Source organism: Rhodococcus sp. (in: high G+C Gram-positive bacteria) (assembly GCF_049299235.1).
Lineage (GTDB): Bacteria > Actinomycetota > Actinomycetes > Mycobacteriales > Mycobacteriaceae > Rhodococcus.
This window is the reverse complement of record NZ_JBAQXC010000134.1, coordinates 1-14042: the sequence shown is the minus strand read 5'-3', so window position 1 is coordinate 14042 and position 14042 is coordinate 1. Positions and strand designations below refer to the sequence as shown.

The following is a 14042-nucleotide window of genomic DNA, read 5'->3' as shown; positions in this document are numbered from 1 at the left end:
CGCTCCGAACGGATACGCGGCAGTTCGGTGAAGTTGTGCCGCGGCGGCGGGCACGACGTGGCCCATTCCAGGGAATTCCCGTAACCCCACGGATCGTCGACCGTGACGACCTGCCCGTACCGGTAACTCTTGAACACGTTCCACAGGAACGGCAACGTGGACGCACCGAGAATAAACGCGCCGATCGTGGAGATGGTGTTCAACGTGGTGAACCCGTCGGTCGGCAGGTAGTCGGCGTAGCGACGCGGCATACCCTCGTTGCCCAGCCAGTGCTGCACCAGGAAGGTGGTGTGGAAGCCGACGAACGTGAGCCAGAAGTGCCAGCGGCCGAGACGCTCGTCGAGCATGCGTCCGGTCATCTTCGGGAACCAGAAGTAGATGCCGGCGTAGGTGGCGAACACGATGGTGCCGAAGAGCACGTAGTGGAAGTGCGCGACCACGAAGTACGAGTCGTGCAGGTGGAAGTCCAGCGGCGGGCTGGCCAGGATGACACCGGTGAGGCCACCGAAGAGGAACGTGATGACGAAGCCCACCGAGAACAGCATCGGTGACTCGAACGTCAGGTGTCCCTTCCACATGGTCAGGATCCAGTTGAAGAACTTCACGCCGGTCGGGACGGCGATGAGGAACGTCATGAACGAGAAGTACGGCAGCAGCACCGCGCCGGTGGCGTACATGTGGTGCGCCCACACCGCGATGGACAGGGCGGCGATCGCCAGAGTGGCGTACACGAGTCCCGTGTAGCCGAAGATCGGCTTGCGGGAGAACACCGGGAAGATTTCCGAGACGATGCCGAAGAACGGCAGCGCGATGACATACACCTCGGGGTGCCCGAAGAACCAGAACAGGTGCTGCCACAGCATCACACCGCCGGTCGCCGGGTCGAAGATGTGGCCACCGAGGACCCGGTCGACGAACAGGCCCATGAACGCGGCGGTGAGCAGCGGGAACACCAGCAGGATCAGCAGGCTGGTGATGAGGATGTTCCAGGTGAAGATGGGCATCCGGAACATCGTCATGCCGGGAGCGCGCAGGCAGACGACGGTGGTCGTGAAGTTGACGGCACCGAGGATGGTGCCCAGGCCCATCACGGCCAGGCCCATCACCCACAGGTTCGCGCCGACACCGGGCGTGTGCACGACGTCCGCGAGCGGCGTGTAGGAGGTCCACCCGAAGTCGGGGGCGCCGCCGGGCGTGACGAGCGACGAGGCCACCACGATCGCACCGAACAGGTACAGCCAGTAGCTGAACGCGTTCAAGCGCGGGAAGGCGACGTCGGGGGCGCCGATCTGCAGCGGCAGGATGTAGTTCGCGAAGCCGAACACGATCGGGGTCGCGTACATCAGCAGCATGATGCCGCCGTGCATGGTGAACAGCTGGTTGTACTGCTCGTTCGAGAGGAACTGCAGGCCCGGTACCGCGAGCTCGGTGCGCATCAGGAGGGCCATGAGGCCACCGATGAGGAAGAACGCGAACGACGTGACGATGTACATGATCCCAAGCACCTTGGGATCGGTGGTGGTGATCATCTTGTAGATGAACGAACCCTTGGGTCCCTGCCGCGGCGGGTACGGCCTTGCTGCAGCTATCTCTGGGACTGGCTGGGGCGCTACGGCAGTCACTAATCCTCCTGAATGCGCGCTCGTACCTCGGGCTGGAGGTGAGCGGTCTCTGGCTTGCGCTGAGTCGAATCGTAGACCCTGCACACAGTGGCCGCCCACCGGGTCCTACTCAGTGTCGTACTCGGTGCGACAGAGTACCTCGAGGTATCTCGACGATCAGTCGTTGTCGCGTGTCGCCATGGTCGTCGGACAAATTCCGATACCAGCCGCTGCCCCGGAAATTTAGGGTAGCGATACCTCATCAGCTAGGGTTCGCGACATCGGGTTCGACGCCACACCGCCGCACCACCCGAAGACCGCACCGCCCGAAAGCTCGAGGTTCGACGTGTTCCCACGATTTCCCCGCCGCGCTTCCTCCCCCGCTTGGGCGAGAGCGCGCCCGGACAACGGATAGCCTGGACCGTCCCCGATTCAGGAAGTGGTCGAATTGCCCGTTGCGCACCGGTCCCGCACAGCCGTCCTCGCCGCCGCCACCGTCGCGACACTCGCCCTCGCCGGGTGTGCGGACACCACCGACGATCCCGCGAACGACATCGTGCGCACAACCACCCGTATCGCGGGCGCCGCGGTGATCGGTGTCGACCGGGACACCGCGACGTCGTGCGCCCTGCCCTCCCCGCTGGACGCGGGGCAACCACCGACGGGCACCCGAACCGTGATCCACACGGCAGGCACCACGGAAGTGCCCACCGACCCGCAACGGATCGTCGTGCTCGATCTCGCGGCCATGGACGCGGTGTGCGCGCTCGGCCTGTGGGAGCGGGTCGTCGGCACCGCGTTCACCCCGATCGAACCCGGCTACTTCGACTACCTCGGCACCGGCATCGCCGAACTCCCCTCGGTCGGTACCGGCGACGTGCCCGATCTCGATTCGATCGCGCAGACGCAACCGGATCTGATCCTGGGCTCGTCCGTCGACACCGATCTGTACGGGCACCTCGGTGCGATCGCACCGACGGTGGCCGTGGGCGCCGACCCGGTGTTCTGGCGCCAGCAGTTCCTGCGCGTCGGAGAGACGCTCGGCCGTCGCGACGCGGCGCAACGGGTGCTCGACGACTATCTGGTCGCCGCGGCCGAAACCGGACGGGAACTCACCTCGTCGCAAACCCAGGCCTCCATCGTCCGGTTCACCGGCGATGGCCCGGTCGTCGAAGGCACCGCGTCGTTCGCCGGTCAGGTGATGGCGGACGCCGGTGCCGAACGCCCGCCGGCGCAGCGTTTCGGTGTCGTCGACGGCCGTTCGTTCGAACCCCTCGACCGGGACGATCCGGCGGCGGCGGACGCCGATGTGATCTTCGTTCGTTTCGACGGTGATGCCGGTCTCGCCGACGGCACCGAGTACATGAAGACCGATCAATGGCTCGATCTCGGCGCTGTCAGCGACAGCAGGTTGTTCGCGGTGACCGACGACGTGTGGTCCACCCCCGGCCCGGTCGCCGCCCGTGCCGTACTCGCCGATCTGAAGGGTGCACTCAATGGTTATTCGAACTGAGGTTGTTCGAACTGAGGTTGTTCGAACGGGTCTCGGGCGTCCCGCCGTGCGGGTCGGCGCACTCGTCACGGGGATGCTCGCGGCACTGTTGCCGACAACCCTGTCGCCGCTGGCCGCTCCGGCGGCGGCGCAACCCGAGGCCGACCCCGCCATCGTGGTATTCGCCGCCGACGGTGTCACCCCGCTCGATGACCGAGTGATACACGAAGGTGACACCGTCGTCGTACGCGGAACTGGATTCGACCCGGACGCGAACCGCACCGGCGGGCTTCCGCTGCCGGTGCCGCCGGGTGTTCCGCACGGCACGTTCGTCGCATTCGGTGGATTCTCCGAGCACTGGCGTCCCTCCGAGGGAGCCCCCACCGACAACCGCGCGACCGTGCGTTCCACCAACGCGTGGGTATTGTCCGAGCGCGCACTGAACCAGGTTCCGGACGTACCGTTCGACCTGCGGCGCACGGTCCGGCAACAGTGGGTGCCCCTCGCCGACGACGGCTCGTTCACCGCCACCATCACCGTCGATGCGCCCGCCACCGTGCCGGGCGACGCGGTGTACGGCATCTATACCTTCGGCGCCGCCGACGCGGTCAACGCCGAACAGGAACTGTCCGTGCCGGTGAACTTCGATCCGTCCCCCGGCCCGAACGCTCCGGTCGCGCCGCCCCAGGATCTGGTGTGGGGATTCGCCCCCGGCTACACGGATCTGGTCACCGACACCACCCAGGGCTCGGTGGTCGGGAAGAACGGTGCGAGCGTCAACTCGGACGGCACCCTCTCGTTCGAACTGGCCGACGCGCAGATCGACCCGGCGACCGGGCTCGGCCGGATCGAGTACCGCGGCACCGTCGTCTCGTTCACACGGTTCCATCTGCTGGAGATCGCGCTGGCCGATCCGTGGATCGAGTTCACCGAGGACGGCACCTATCTCACCGCGGAGTCGTCGACGGGCAATCAGATCGGCACCGATTCGACGAGTCGCATCACCGTCGCCCAATTGGACACCACCGCCGATCCGGACCGCACCGAATGGGACGGTGTCCCCGCCCGATTCTCGGCACCGTTGCAGCCGACGGCGCTGCTCCCCTACTCCGGCGGGCAGGCTGCACCCGTGACGTTCCGGTACTGAGACGTTCCGGAACAGAACTCTCATGCCTGTCCCCGAGTTCGTCGCCGCGCTGCGCGCCCACGTCGGCACCGCCCCACTGTGGCTGTCCGGGGTGAGCGCCGTGGTGCGCGACGCCGACGGCCGGAACCTGCTGACCCGCCGCGCCGACAACGGCCGTTGGGCCGTCGTGTCCGGCATCCTCGAGCCCGGTGAGGAACCCGCGGTCGCGGCGGTACGCGAGGTCGCGGAGGAAACGGGGGTGGTCGCCGACGTCGTACGCCTGACGAGCGTCGACGTCACCGCTCCCATCGCCTATCCGAACGGTGACGTCGCGCAGTACCTGGATGTGTGTTTCCTGCTGCACGCGACCGGCGGGTCCGCGCGCGTCGCCGACGATGAGAACCTCGAGGTCGCGTGGTTCGCACCCGATGCGTTACCTGCCGACCTGACAGAGACGTCGGCGCTGCGCATCGACAAGGCATTGCGTGACGCCACCGACGCGTGGTTCCACCGCCCCTGAAAACGCCACCGCCCCTGAAAACTCCACCGCCCCTGAAAACTCCACTGCCCGTGCGTGGTTCTGGTAGCTGGTGCTACCGGAACCGTGCACGGGCGCGGGGGTCAGAAGTCCCAGTCCTCGTCCTCGGTGAGGACGGCCTTGCCGATGACATAGGAACTGCCGGAGCCGGAGAAGAAGTCGTGGTTCTCGTCGGCGTTCGGGGACAGCGCCGACAGGATCGCCGGGTTGACGTCCGTCTCGTCCTTCGGGAACAGCGCCTCGTACCCGAGGTTCATCAACGCCTTGTTGGCGTTGTACCTCAGGAACTTCTTGACGTCCTCGGTCAGGCCCGCCTCGTCGTACAAGTCTGCGGTGTACTGGGTTTCGTTGTCGTACAGCTCGAACAACAGATCGAACACCCAGTCCTTGAGGTCGTCACGCTCGGCCTGGGTGACCCGCTCGAGACCCTTCTGGTACTTGTAACCGATGTAGTAGCCGTGCACCGCCTCGTCCCGGATGATCAAGCGGATCATGTCGGCGGTGTTGGTGAGCTTGGCCCGCGAGGACCAGTACATCGGCAGGTAGAAGCCGGAGTAGAACAGGAACGACTCGAGCAGCGTCGAGGCCGCCTTCCGCTTGAGCGGATTGTCGCCCTGGTAGTAGTCGAGAACGATCTGCGCCTTGCGTTGCAGGTTCTCGTTCTCCTCCGACCAGCGGAACGCATCGTCGATCTCGCGGGTGGAGCACAGCGTCGAGAAGATGTTCGAGTACGACTTCGCGTGCACCGACTCCATGAACGCGATGTTGGTGAGCACCGCCTCCTCGTGCGGGGTGACCGCATCGGGGATCAGCGACACGGCACCGACGGTGCCCTGGATGGTGTCGAGCAACGTCAGACCGGTGAACACGCGCATCGTGAGTTGCTGCTCGTAGGCAGTCAGCGTGCCCCAGGACGGGATGTCGTTGGACACCGGCACCTTCTCCGGCAGCCAGAAGTTGCCGGTGAGGCGATCCCAGACCTCGGAGTCCTTCTCGTCCGGAACACGGTTCCAGTTGATTGCGGACACCCGGTCGATCAGCTTGACGCGGGCGCCGCCTGCCGGCGAATGTGCGCGGGGCGCGGAAGTGGTCATCAGTCATTCCCTACTGGATATCGAAGAGTGTCAGTGGATTTCGTCACAGCATGCAGGAGACGCAACCCTCCACCTCGGTGCCTTCGAGCGCCATCTGCCGCAGGCGGATGTAGTAGAGCGTCTTGATTCCCTTGCGCCACGCGTAGATCTGCGCGCGGTTCACGTCGCGGGTGGTGACGGTGTCCTTGAAGAACAACGTCAACGACAGCCCCTGGTCGACGTGCTGCGTCGCTGCGGCGTAGGTGTCGATGATCTTCTCGTATCCGATTTCGTACGCGTCCTGGAAGTACTCCAGGTTGTCGTTCGTCAGGTACGGCGCCGGATAGTAGACGCGTCCGATCTTGCCTTCCTTGCGGATCTCGATCTTCGACGCTACCGGATGGATGGAACTGGTGGAATTGTTGATGTACGAGATCGAACCGGTCGGCGGCACCGCCTGCAGGTTCTGGTTGTAGATGCCGTGCTGCTGCACCGACGCCTTCAACTCACGCCAGTCGTCCTGCGTGGGAATGTCGATGTTCGAATCGGCGAAGAGCTGCCGCACCTTCTCGGTCGCCGGCTCCCACGCCTGCTCGGTGTACTTGTCGAAGAACTCACCGGAGGCGTATTTCGATTCCGGGAAGCCACCGAAATACGAACCTCGTTCGATGGCAAGACTGTTCGATGCGCGCAGGGCGTGGAACAGCACCGTGTAGAAGTAGATGTTCGTGAAGTCGACGCCCTCGTCGGAGCCGTAGAATATCCGTTCGCGCGCCAGGTAACCGTGCAGGTTCATCTGGCCCAGACCGATCGCGTGACCCTCGTCGTTCGCCCGCTTGATCGAGGGGACGGAGTCGATGGACGTCTGATCGGCGACCGCCGTCAACGCGCGGATCGCGACCTCGATGCTCTGCGCGAAGTCCGGCGAGTCCATCGTCTTCGCGATGTTCAGCGAACCCAGGTTGCACGAGATGTCCTTGCCCACATGGTTGTAGGACAGGTCGTCGTTGAAGGTCGACGGGGTCGAGACCTGCAGGATCTCCGAGCACAGATTCGAGTGGGTGACCTTCCCCGCGATCGGGTTCGCCCGGTTCACGGTGTCCTCGAACATGACATACGGGTAGCCCGACTCGAACTGCAACTCGGCGACGGTCTGGAAGAACTCACGCGCCTTGATCTTCGTCTTGCGGATGCGCTTGTCGTCGACCATCTCGTAGTACTTCTCGGTGACGTCGATGTCCGCGAACGGCGTGCCGTAGACCCGCTCGACGTCGTACGGCGAGAACAGGTACATGTCCTCGTTCCGCTTCGCCAGCTCGAACGTGATATCCGGGATCACGACGCCCAGCGACAGCGTCTTGATGCGGATCTTCTCGTCGGCGTTCTCCCGCTTGGTGTCGAGGAACCGGTAGATGTCCGGGTGGTGCGCGTGCAGATATACGGCACCGGCACCCTGCCTGGCGCCGAGCTGGTTGGCATACGAGAAGGAATCTTCGAGCAGCTTCATGATCGGGATGACACCCGAGGACTGATTCTCGATCTTCTTGATCGGGGCGCCGTGCTCACGAATATTGCTGAGCAGCAGGGCAACACCGCCGCCCCGCTTGGACAACTGGAGAGCCGAGTTGATCGCGCGACCGATCGACTCCATGTTGTCCTCGATGCGAACGAGAAAACAGCTCACCGGCTCGCCGCGCTGCTTCTTCCCCGAATTGAGGAACGTCGGGGTCGCCGGCTGGAACCGGCCCGAGATGATCTCGTCGACCAGGTGCGTCGCGAGGATCTCGTCGCCGTCGGCGAGGGTGAGCGCGACCATGCACACCCGGTCTTCGAAGCGTTCGAGGTAGCGCTTCCCGTCGAACGTCTTGAGGGTGTACGACGTGTAGTACTTGAATGCGCCCAGGAATGTCGGGAACCGGAACTTCTTCGAATAGGCGTGCTGGAACAGCTTCTTCACGAACGGCCGCGAGTACTTCTCGAGCACCTCGGGTTCGTAGTAGTTCTCCTCGACGAGGTAGTCGAGTTTCTCGTCGAGGTCGTGGAAGAAGACGGTGTTCTGGTTGACGTGCTGCAGAAAGTACTGCCGGGCCGCCGCCACGTCCTTGTCGAACTGGATCTCGCCGTTGGGTCCGTAGAGGTTCAGCATCGCGTTGAGCGCGTGGTAGTCGAGGCCCTCGAGCGAGGCGTCCGACTTGACGCCTGCCGCGGTCGGCGCAGGATCGGTGATGGTCACGGTGTTTGCTCCCACTGTGCGTTACGGGTGTGTCCACGCAGCCGGATGCACCGGTGCGCGGGGTGTTTATCGAGGCGTGGATCCACGGGTGGCGACTAGGCGGTCTGCAGCGACCGTTCCCAGAACTGCGCGAGCCCGGCGCGGACGCGATCGACGTCCTCCGCGGTTCCCATCAGTTCGAATCGGTACAGGTACGGAACGTTGCACTTCCGCGAAATAATATCGCCGGCAAAGCAATACGACTCACCGAAGTTGGTATTGCCTGCGGCGATGACGCCTCGGATCAACGACCTGTTGTGTTTGTTGTTGAGGAATCGGATGACCTGTTTGGGGACGAAACTCGTGTCCCGGCCGGTAACGGTAGTGCCGCCGCCGTAGGTCGGGATGATCAGAACGTACGGTTCGTCGACTTCGAATGCGCCCTCGCGGTCGTGCAGGGGAATCCGGTGCGCAGGCAGCCCCAGCCGCTCGACGAATCGGTGGGTGTTCTCCGACGCGCTCGAGAAGTACACGAGGCGCGTTCCCGTGGATGCTGGCGAACTCATCGGTACTCACCATCCGCTCGCTCGATCGGAAAGGACCGGCCCCACGTACACGGGGGTCGTGGCACGGAAGTGTCCGCGCCGGCGCCGCCGAAGCGACGGCGGGAAGCTCAGGCCGCGATCGCGAGTTCCTTGATGCGATCGGGACGGAAACCCGACCAGTGATCGTCACCGGCAATGACCACGGGCGCCTGCAGGTATCCGAGGGCCATCACGAAGTCGCGGGCCTCCGGATTCTCGGAGATGTCGACGACGTCGTACTCGACTCCGGCCTTGTCGAGGGCACGGTAGGTGGCATTGCACTGGACGCAGGCAGGCTTGGTGTAGACGGTGATGTTCATGGGAGCCCCTTTTTGCTTCGAACGGGCCGATACGGCCTGACGACTGACTGCTGCGTGATGCTCGAATGCCCTGCCTGATCCAAATGCACTGCCTGATCGAGTCGATCCTTCTTCCCCGAGGGATCGGTGGCGTTGTGGCCTTCCAGCGGTCTAGACACTACACCTTGTGGCAGAGAGATTCACCAAACCCAGGATGTTGTGAACTACATTCTTGGTATTCCCAGGTCGTACATGCTCGACCGGGCGATTTCCGCCCCCTCTCCGGCGTGTCCCTTGCACCGTCTGCGATTGTGCGATCGAGCCCATCACAAGTCCCGTTCGCGAACAGTGTGGCGCAGTCCACCGACAGGCTCGACTCCGGCCGTCGGGAGCCTCAGGGTAGCGCCGACAGCAGGTCGTCGAGTCTCACCGGCAGGGTCCGAACTCGCGTGCCCGTCGAGTGCCAGAGCGCCTCCCGGTCCACAGCGACGCTGCGCGCCGGATCGGTGACAGCACTGGGGTCACCGCGGTCGAATTCCGCGCGCATGCCTGTCGCCGAACATGTCCGACCGGGTGTGCGGTAGCCGCATTGGACGGCGCCGTAGTCGGCGAACGCGTCTCGCAGCGGATGCGCCGGGCGGTCGGCGAGCCCTCGGCACCACACGTCCGCAATTAAGTGAGTTAGTCTAACCTAAATATTTGTCGAACTTACGAACAGGAGCACTCCGTGCGCCCCCGCCTTGCTTCACCCCGCCTTGCTTCACCCCGCCTTGCTTCACCCCGCCTTGTTTCACCCCGCCGCGCCATCCGTGCGTCGCCCATCGCGATGACACTCGTCCTGTTGTCCGCGTTCGCCGCGGCCTGCGCGAACCCGAGCACGACCGCTGAGAACACCCGCACGATCACCGATCGATTCGGCACCGTCGAGGTCCCTGCCGAGCCGCAGCGAGTTCTCACACTCGGATGGCAGGAAGCGGACACCGCTCTCGCACTCGGCGTCCACCCGGTCGGCACCGCCGCGTTCCCGTTCACCTCCGACGGTCGAGTGCCGTGGCAGGCCAAACTGTTCGAGGGCGACCCGGCTCACATCGACACCGCCCGCTCCGGAGCGAGCACGATCGAACTCGATCTCGAGGCCATCGCCGCGCTCCGGCCCGACCTCATCCTCGCGACGACCTTCGCCGACCTCGACACCTACCGCGATCAGCTCACCGAGATCGCCCCGGTCGTCGGACCGACGAGCGCCGACTACCTCACGATCCCGTGGCAGGACCAGGCACTCCAGGTCGGTCGCGCGCTCGGCCGTGAGGCCGACACCGAAATTCTCGTCGACGACGCCTCGACCCGCATCGACGCCGCCGTCACGCGCCATCCCGAACTCGACGGACTGACCTACACCCTCGGTATCGCCACGCCGGCCGGCTACAAGGCCGTCAACAGTCCGGACGACTTCAGCAGCGTCATCCTGGGCGAATTCGGAATGACTCTGACCGACACGGTGCGCTCCCTGCCCGACACCGGCGACGGCTCCGGGGCGGCAACACTTTCCCCCGAGAACGTTCATCAGCTCGACGCGGACGTGCTGCTGCTGAGCTTCTTCGCGGTCGGCGGCTCCGGCGCCGCACTGGCCGATCCGATGTTCGCCTCGATCCCGGCAGTCGCCGACGGGCGGTACATCGACGTCGACGCCGCTGCGCTCACGGCACTTCGCAATGCCTCGGCACTGTCGATCGACTACACGATCAGCGAGTTGATCGAGGCGCAGATCGTACCGACGGCGTCGGCGCACGACTGACACCGCGGCCGACATCGCGTCCCGGGGTGCCGCGGCGCCCCGGGGCGCGATCTCATACGTCGATGTCGAGGTCGTCCGTCGAGAAGAGACTGCGTCCCGCGTCCATCGACGCGCGGGCAGCTTCGAGCCGGGCGAGATCGATTCGCGTATTGGATATTCCGCGTTTCCAGTAGCCGAAGACCTGGATGCCCGGGGCGGCCAGCGCGAGATCCTCGCGGCAGCGGCGCCGCACTTCCCGCATGTCCTCCCGTTCGCCCGCCGCCCACACCGATGCTCCGGCAGGTACATCCATGGCGGCGAAGGCGGCGGCGAGTGGACGATCGCCACCGGGTGCGTACCGCTGTACCGATACGACATCCCGGAGATTCGCGAGGGCGGCTTCGGCCAGGTCGACTTCGTCGTCGGGAGCAGCGACCGCGAGCACCGTCGGCACGTCGGTCGGCATCCGGGTGAGGATACTGAGCGCTGCGGGCAGCGCCGACGAGTCCGCGAGCAGAATGCGCGGGGATCCCGGCCCGGGTACGCGATGCGGGCGCGGGCCCGCGATCGGCAGGGCGTCCCCGACCCGAGTTCTGGCGAGCCAGTTCATCACCGGTGATTCGTGAGGATGCACGACGACGTCGAGTGCGACGACCCTGCTCGCGGGGTCGACCTCGGCGACGGTGTAGACGCGGGCGGTGATGCCGGGCGCCCCGTCGATGCCGGCAAATTCCGCAGGCTGTTCCGGTAGCGACAGCCGCACCGCGATGTTCGGGCCGGCCCACTCGCCGAGCGGATGGGACCCGGAGATCGTGCCGGTCACCCGGGTGAGCCCGACAGTACGGGCGGTGACGGACGCGACGGTGAACATCGTCTCGTCGAGCCCGGTCCGATGCTCCGGACTACTGAGAACTTCCATCAGGCTCGCGACACGGTCTGCGGTGAGCGGGGACTGGTCCGGCATGTCGTCGACCTCGGGTTTCGTTGGGTTGCGATCTTCCACAATATAGTGAGTAAGTCTCACCTTATTTCTGGTCGATGGGAGAATCCTCGTCATGACCTCACCCGGGCGACCCCGGCTCGTCACCCCCGAACGCATCGTCGAGGCCGGAGCGCGCATCACCCTGCCTCGGTTGAGCATCCGCGCGATCGCCGCAGAATTGGGCGTGAGCGAGATGTCGGTGTATCGCCATGTCGGCGACGTCGACGGGCTCCACCGCATCGTTGCCGACGGCATCGTCACGCGAGCCGCACTCCCCGACATCACCGCCGACGATCCGGAGGACGCCCTCGTCGACCTCGCACTCGCACTACGCGACTTCGTGGTCGCGAATCCCGGTATCGGCAGGTATCTTTCGGCACTCACACCGCAATCCGACGGCGCACTGGGGACGATCGAAGGTCATCAAGCCGCGTTCGCACGTCGCTACGACTGGGAGCCTGCCGATGCCAGCATCGCCCTGTCCGTCGTCGCGGTGAATGCGATCGCACTCGCCGAGATCGCCCCGGTCGCGCACCGGGACGATCGCGATACCGTGCGCCCGGGGCCGCCGGACGGATTTCCCACCATCGGCGCCGGCGCACGAAAGCACGGCGACCTCTCACCGCGAGAAACGTTCGCGTGGTCGATACGAGCGACCGCTCGCGGAGTCATCGCGTTGCTCGACCTGTCGACCTGAGCAGCGATTCAAGCCCGCCCCCGAGCTCCCTGCGACTCCGCACGTGCAGCTTGTCGTAGACGCGCTGGAGATGGTTGTCGACGGTCCTCGGCGAGATACCCAGCATCGCCGCGATGTCGCGGCTGCTGTACCCGGCAGACGCGAGTTCGGCGATGTGCCGTTCCCGAGCGGTCAGGGCGCGGACGCCGGCGCATTCTCACGGTGCGGCACCGAGGCGTCGCGCCGGCCCCACGGCGCCGAGGCGCAGAAAGGCGTCGCCGGCCACCCGTGCGGCGCGCGGACCGCGCCGGACGACGTCGGCCAGCACACCGGTGAGCGGTCCTCCTGTCGCGGGCCCGTACGCTGCCGGGTGTTCGATGGGCCGCCCGGTGAGACAGGCTGCCTCGAACAGTAATTCGAGGCTTTCGACGTGTGCACCGTGGGTATGCGCGACGTCGGCACCGACCCGCAGGATCGCGGCGGCATCGGTGCGGAGTCCACGCGCCGCGGCCAGAGCGGATTCGGCGAGGACACGGTATCCGCGGAGATAGCCACCGGCCTCGGGCAGGTCTGCGGCCCGCCGCAACCGGTCGGCGGCGGAGCCGAACCGTCCGGCGCGGGCATTGCACGCGGCCGCGAACTCCGATGCGATGCGCCACTCGACGCTGTGCCCGGTGTCGGCGAGCAGGTCGGCGGCGCGGTCACCGTAGTCCGCGGCACGAGGGTCGTCGCCGCGCCATCTCGCGACTTCGGCGTGCATCTGCAAGTGCCAGGCACGCATCCGCAGGTCGGCCGGGCCGATCATCTCCAACACGTCGACGAGCGCCGCGTCGGCATCGTCGAGTCGACCGAGTTGCACGAGCGGGCGGATCCGCATCATCGTCGCAGCTGCGGAGTCTCCCGCGTCGGGCCGGTGGCGGTCGAGCGCGGCCAGCGCCTCCCGTCTGCGCCCTGTCTGCAGCCCTGCCCGAATGTGGAGCCTCTCTGCGGGTGCATCGCTACGCTACGGCGGTGACGCGGGAAGCCACGGACAAGTCGGCATTGATCGACCAGCTACAGATGCTGCGGGAATCGGTTCTCTGGAAGCTCGAGGGCTTGTCGGAGTATGACCTTCGGCGGCCGTTGACGCCGACGGGCACCAACCTGCTCGGCCTGGTAAAACACTTGGCCGGGTGTGAATTCGGGTACTTCGGCTCCGTGTTCGGCCGTCCGGCTCCGATCGACATGCCGTGGGCCACTCCCGACGCGCCCGCGAATGCGGACATGTGGGCGACACCGGACGAGTCGGCGGAATTCATCGTGGACGGGTTGTATCGGCGGTCCTGGGAGCATGCCCGGCAGACTCTCGACGCCCTGGATCTCGATTCGACAGGATTTGTTCCGGGGTGGCCGGTCGAGCACGTGACCGTGCAGCAGATCCTGGTGCACATGATCGTCGAAACCGCACGTCATGCGGGGCATGCCGACATTGTTCGGGAGTTGATCGACGGTTCCGCGGGCAGGCTCAGGGATAGCGACAACCTTCCGTACACCGACGGAGACCGGTGGCGCGCGCAGGTCGCGCGGGTCCAGTCCGCCGCCGACACCTTCCGCATCGGCAGCGGCGGCCCCACGATCTGAACCGACGGCGGTACCGGCGATGCACTTCGGGACGTTCCGGCCTGCGGTGCCGCCACGGCCCGGCC

At 65.6% G+C, this 14042-nt stretch carries 15 protein-coding genes; 6 read left to right on the top strand and 9 right to left on the bottom strand.

The features are described 5' to 3' along the window. Nucleotides 1-1622: cytochrome c oxidase subunit I (ctaD, locus tag WAX14_RS08305; protein ID WP_422627612.1), on the bottom strand; the 1622-nt coding region annotated here is incomplete at its 3' end. Nucleotides 1623-2049: 427 nt separating this feature from the next. On the opposite strand from ctaD, the gene WAX14_RS08300 reads away from it, so the two are divergent. Genes WAX14_RS08300 through WAX14_RS08290 form a run of 3 tightly spaced genes read left to right on the top strand, consistent with a single transcriptional unit; the run spans nucleotide 2050 to nucleotide 4739 of the window. Further along, nucleotides 2050-3114, top strand: coding sequence for an ABC transporter substrate-binding protein (locus tag WAX14_RS08300; protein ID WP_422627614.1), 1065 nt, complete (start codon nucleotides 2050-2052; stop codon nucleotides 3112-3114). A 46-nt stretch (nucleotides 3115-3160) separates the two neighbouring features. Continuing rightward, the gene (locus WAX14_RS08295) at nucleotides 3161-4240 is read left to right on the top strand and encodes an HtaA domain-containing protein (RefSeq protein WP_422627611.1); all 1080 of its coding nucleotides are present in this window, start codon (nucleotides 3161-3163) and stop codon (nucleotides 4238-4240) included. A 22-nt stretch (nucleotides 4241-4262) separates the two neighbouring features. Continuing rightward, entirely contained in the window at nucleotides 4263-4739 is a 477-nt protein-coding gene (locus WAX14_RS08290) for an NUDIX hydrolase (protein ID WP_422627610.1), read from the top strand. A gap of 101 nt (nucleotides 4740-4840) precedes the next feature. Here WAX14_RS08290 and nrdF read toward each other — a convergent pair whose 3' ends face one another. From nrdF to WAX14_RS08265, 5 genes are all read right to left on the bottom strand, one after another. Then, a complete protein-coding gene (nrdF, locus tag WAX14_RS08285; RefSeq protein WP_422627609.1) occupies nucleotides 4841-5851 on the bottom strand; it encodes a class 1b ribonucleoside-diphosphate reductase subunit beta in 1011 nt (336 codons plus the stop codon). A gap of 43 nt (nucleotides 5852-5894) precedes the next feature. Then, entirely contained in the window at nucleotides 5895-8063 is a 2169-nt protein-coding gene (gene nrdE, locus WAX14_RS08280; RefSeq protein ID WP_422627608.1) for a class 1b ribonucleoside-diphosphate reductase subunit alpha, read from the bottom strand. A 95-nt stretch (nucleotides 8064-8158) separates the two neighbouring features. Next, on the bottom strand, nucleotides 8159-8608 hold the full coding sequence (nrdI, locus tag WAX14_RS08275; protein ID WP_422627607.1) for a class Ib ribonucleoside-diphosphate reductase assembly flavoprotein NrdI: 450 nt from the start codon (nucleotides 8606-8608) through the stop codon (nucleotides 8159-8161). A 107-nt stretch (nucleotides 8609-8715) separates the two neighbouring features. Beyond that, nucleotides 8716-8946: a glutaredoxin-like protein NrdH gene (gene nrdH / locus WAX14_RS08270; RefSeq protein ID WP_422627606.1), complete on the bottom strand. Its 231-nt coding sequence runs from the start codon at nucleotides 8944-8946 to the stop codon at nucleotides 8716-8718. 373 nt (nucleotides 8947-9319) lie between these two features. Beyond that, the gene (locus tag WAX14_RS08265; RefSeq protein ID WP_422627605.1) at nucleotides 9320-9589 is read right to left on the bottom strand and encodes a 2Fe-2S iron-sulfur cluster-binding protein; all 270 of its coding nucleotides are present in this window, start codon (nucleotides 9587-9589) and stop codon (nucleotides 9320-9322) included. A 162-nt stretch (nucleotides 9590-9751) separates the two neighbouring features. On the opposite strand from WAX14_RS08265, the gene WAX14_RS08260 reads away from it, so the two are divergent. Further along, complete coding sequence (locus WAX14_RS08260) at nucleotides 9752-10720, top strand: ABC transporter substrate-binding protein (RefSeq protein ID WP_422627604.1); 969 nt, start codon at nucleotides 9752-9754, stop codon at nucleotides 10718-10720. A 52-nt stretch (nucleotides 10721-10772) separates the two neighbouring features. On the opposite strand, the gene WAX14_RS08255 is transcribed toward WAX14_RS08260, so the two are convergent. Next, nucleotides 10773-11663: a siderophore-interacting protein gene (locus WAX14_RS08255; protein ID WP_422627603.1), complete on the bottom strand. Its 891-nt coding sequence runs from the start codon at nucleotides 11661-11663 to the stop codon at nucleotides 10773-10775. Nucleotides 11664-11754: 91 nt separating this feature from the next. Here WAX14_RS08255 and WAX14_RS08250 point away from each other — a divergent pair, with 91 nt between their 5' ends. Continuing rightward, nucleotides 11755-12378 (top strand): TetR/AcrR family transcriptional regulator, encoded by a 624-nt coding sequence (locus tag WAX14_RS08250; protein ID WP_422627602.1) that lies wholly within the window; start codon nucleotides 11755-11757, stop codon nucleotides 12376-12378. Here the strand turns inward: WAX14_RS08250 and WAX14_RS08245 are convergent. Next, a complete protein-coding gene (locus WAX14_RS08245; protein ID WP_422627613.1) occupies nucleotides 12350-12553 on the bottom strand; it encodes a helix-turn-helix domain-containing protein in 204 nt (67 codons plus the stop codon). The two genes, WAX14_RS08250 and WAX14_RS08245, sit on opposite strands and share 29 nt — an antisense overlap. Nucleotides 12554-12574: 21 nt before the next feature. Continuing rightward, nucleotides 12575-13237 (bottom strand): hypothetical protein, encoded by a 663-nt coding sequence (locus tag WAX14_RS08240; protein ID WP_422627601.1) that lies wholly within the window; start codon nucleotides 13235-13237, stop codon nucleotides 12575-12577. 131 nt (nucleotides 13238-13368) lie between these two features. Here WAX14_RS08240 and WAX14_RS08235 point away from each other — a divergent pair, with 131 nt between their 5' ends. Then, complete coding sequence (locus WAX14_RS08235) at nucleotides 13369-13977, top strand: DinB family protein (protein WP_422627600.1); 609 nt, start codon at nucleotides 13369-13371, stop codon at nucleotides 13975-13977. Nucleotides 13978-14042: the final 65 nt, after the last annotated feature.

Coding starts and splice junctions, on each gene's coding strand:
- WAX14_RS08255 (WP_422627603.1), bottom strand. CDS start 11,663: ATGCCGGACCAGTCCCCGCTCACCGCAGACCGTGTCGCGAGCCTGATG.
- nrdF (WP_422627609.1), bottom strand. CDS start 5,851: ATGACCACTTCCGCGCCCCGCGCACATTCGCCGGCAGGCGGCGCCCGC.
- WAX14_RS08260 (WP_422627604.1), top strand. CDS start 9,752: ATGACACTCGTCCTGTTGTCCGCGTTCGCCGCGGCCTGCGCGAACCCG.
- nrdH (WP_422627606.1), bottom strand. CDS start 8,946: ATGAACATCACCGTCTACACCAAGCCTGCCTGCGTCCAGTGCAATGCC.
- WAX14_RS08290 (WP_422627610.1), top strand. CDS start 4,263: ATGCCTGTCCCCGAGTTCGTCGCCGCGCTGCGCGCCCACGTCGGCACC.
- WAX14_RS08240 (WP_422627601.1), bottom strand. CDS start 13,237: ATGATGCGGATCCGCCCGCTCGTGCAACTCGGTCGACTCGACGATGCC.
- WAX14_RS08250 (WP_422627602.1), top strand. CDS start 11,755: ATGACCTCACCCGGGCGACCCCGGCTCGTCACCCCCGAACGCATCGTC.
- nrdI (WP_422627607.1), bottom strand. CDS start 8,608: ATGAGTTCGCCAGCATCCACGGGAACGCGCCTCGTGTACTTCTCGAGC.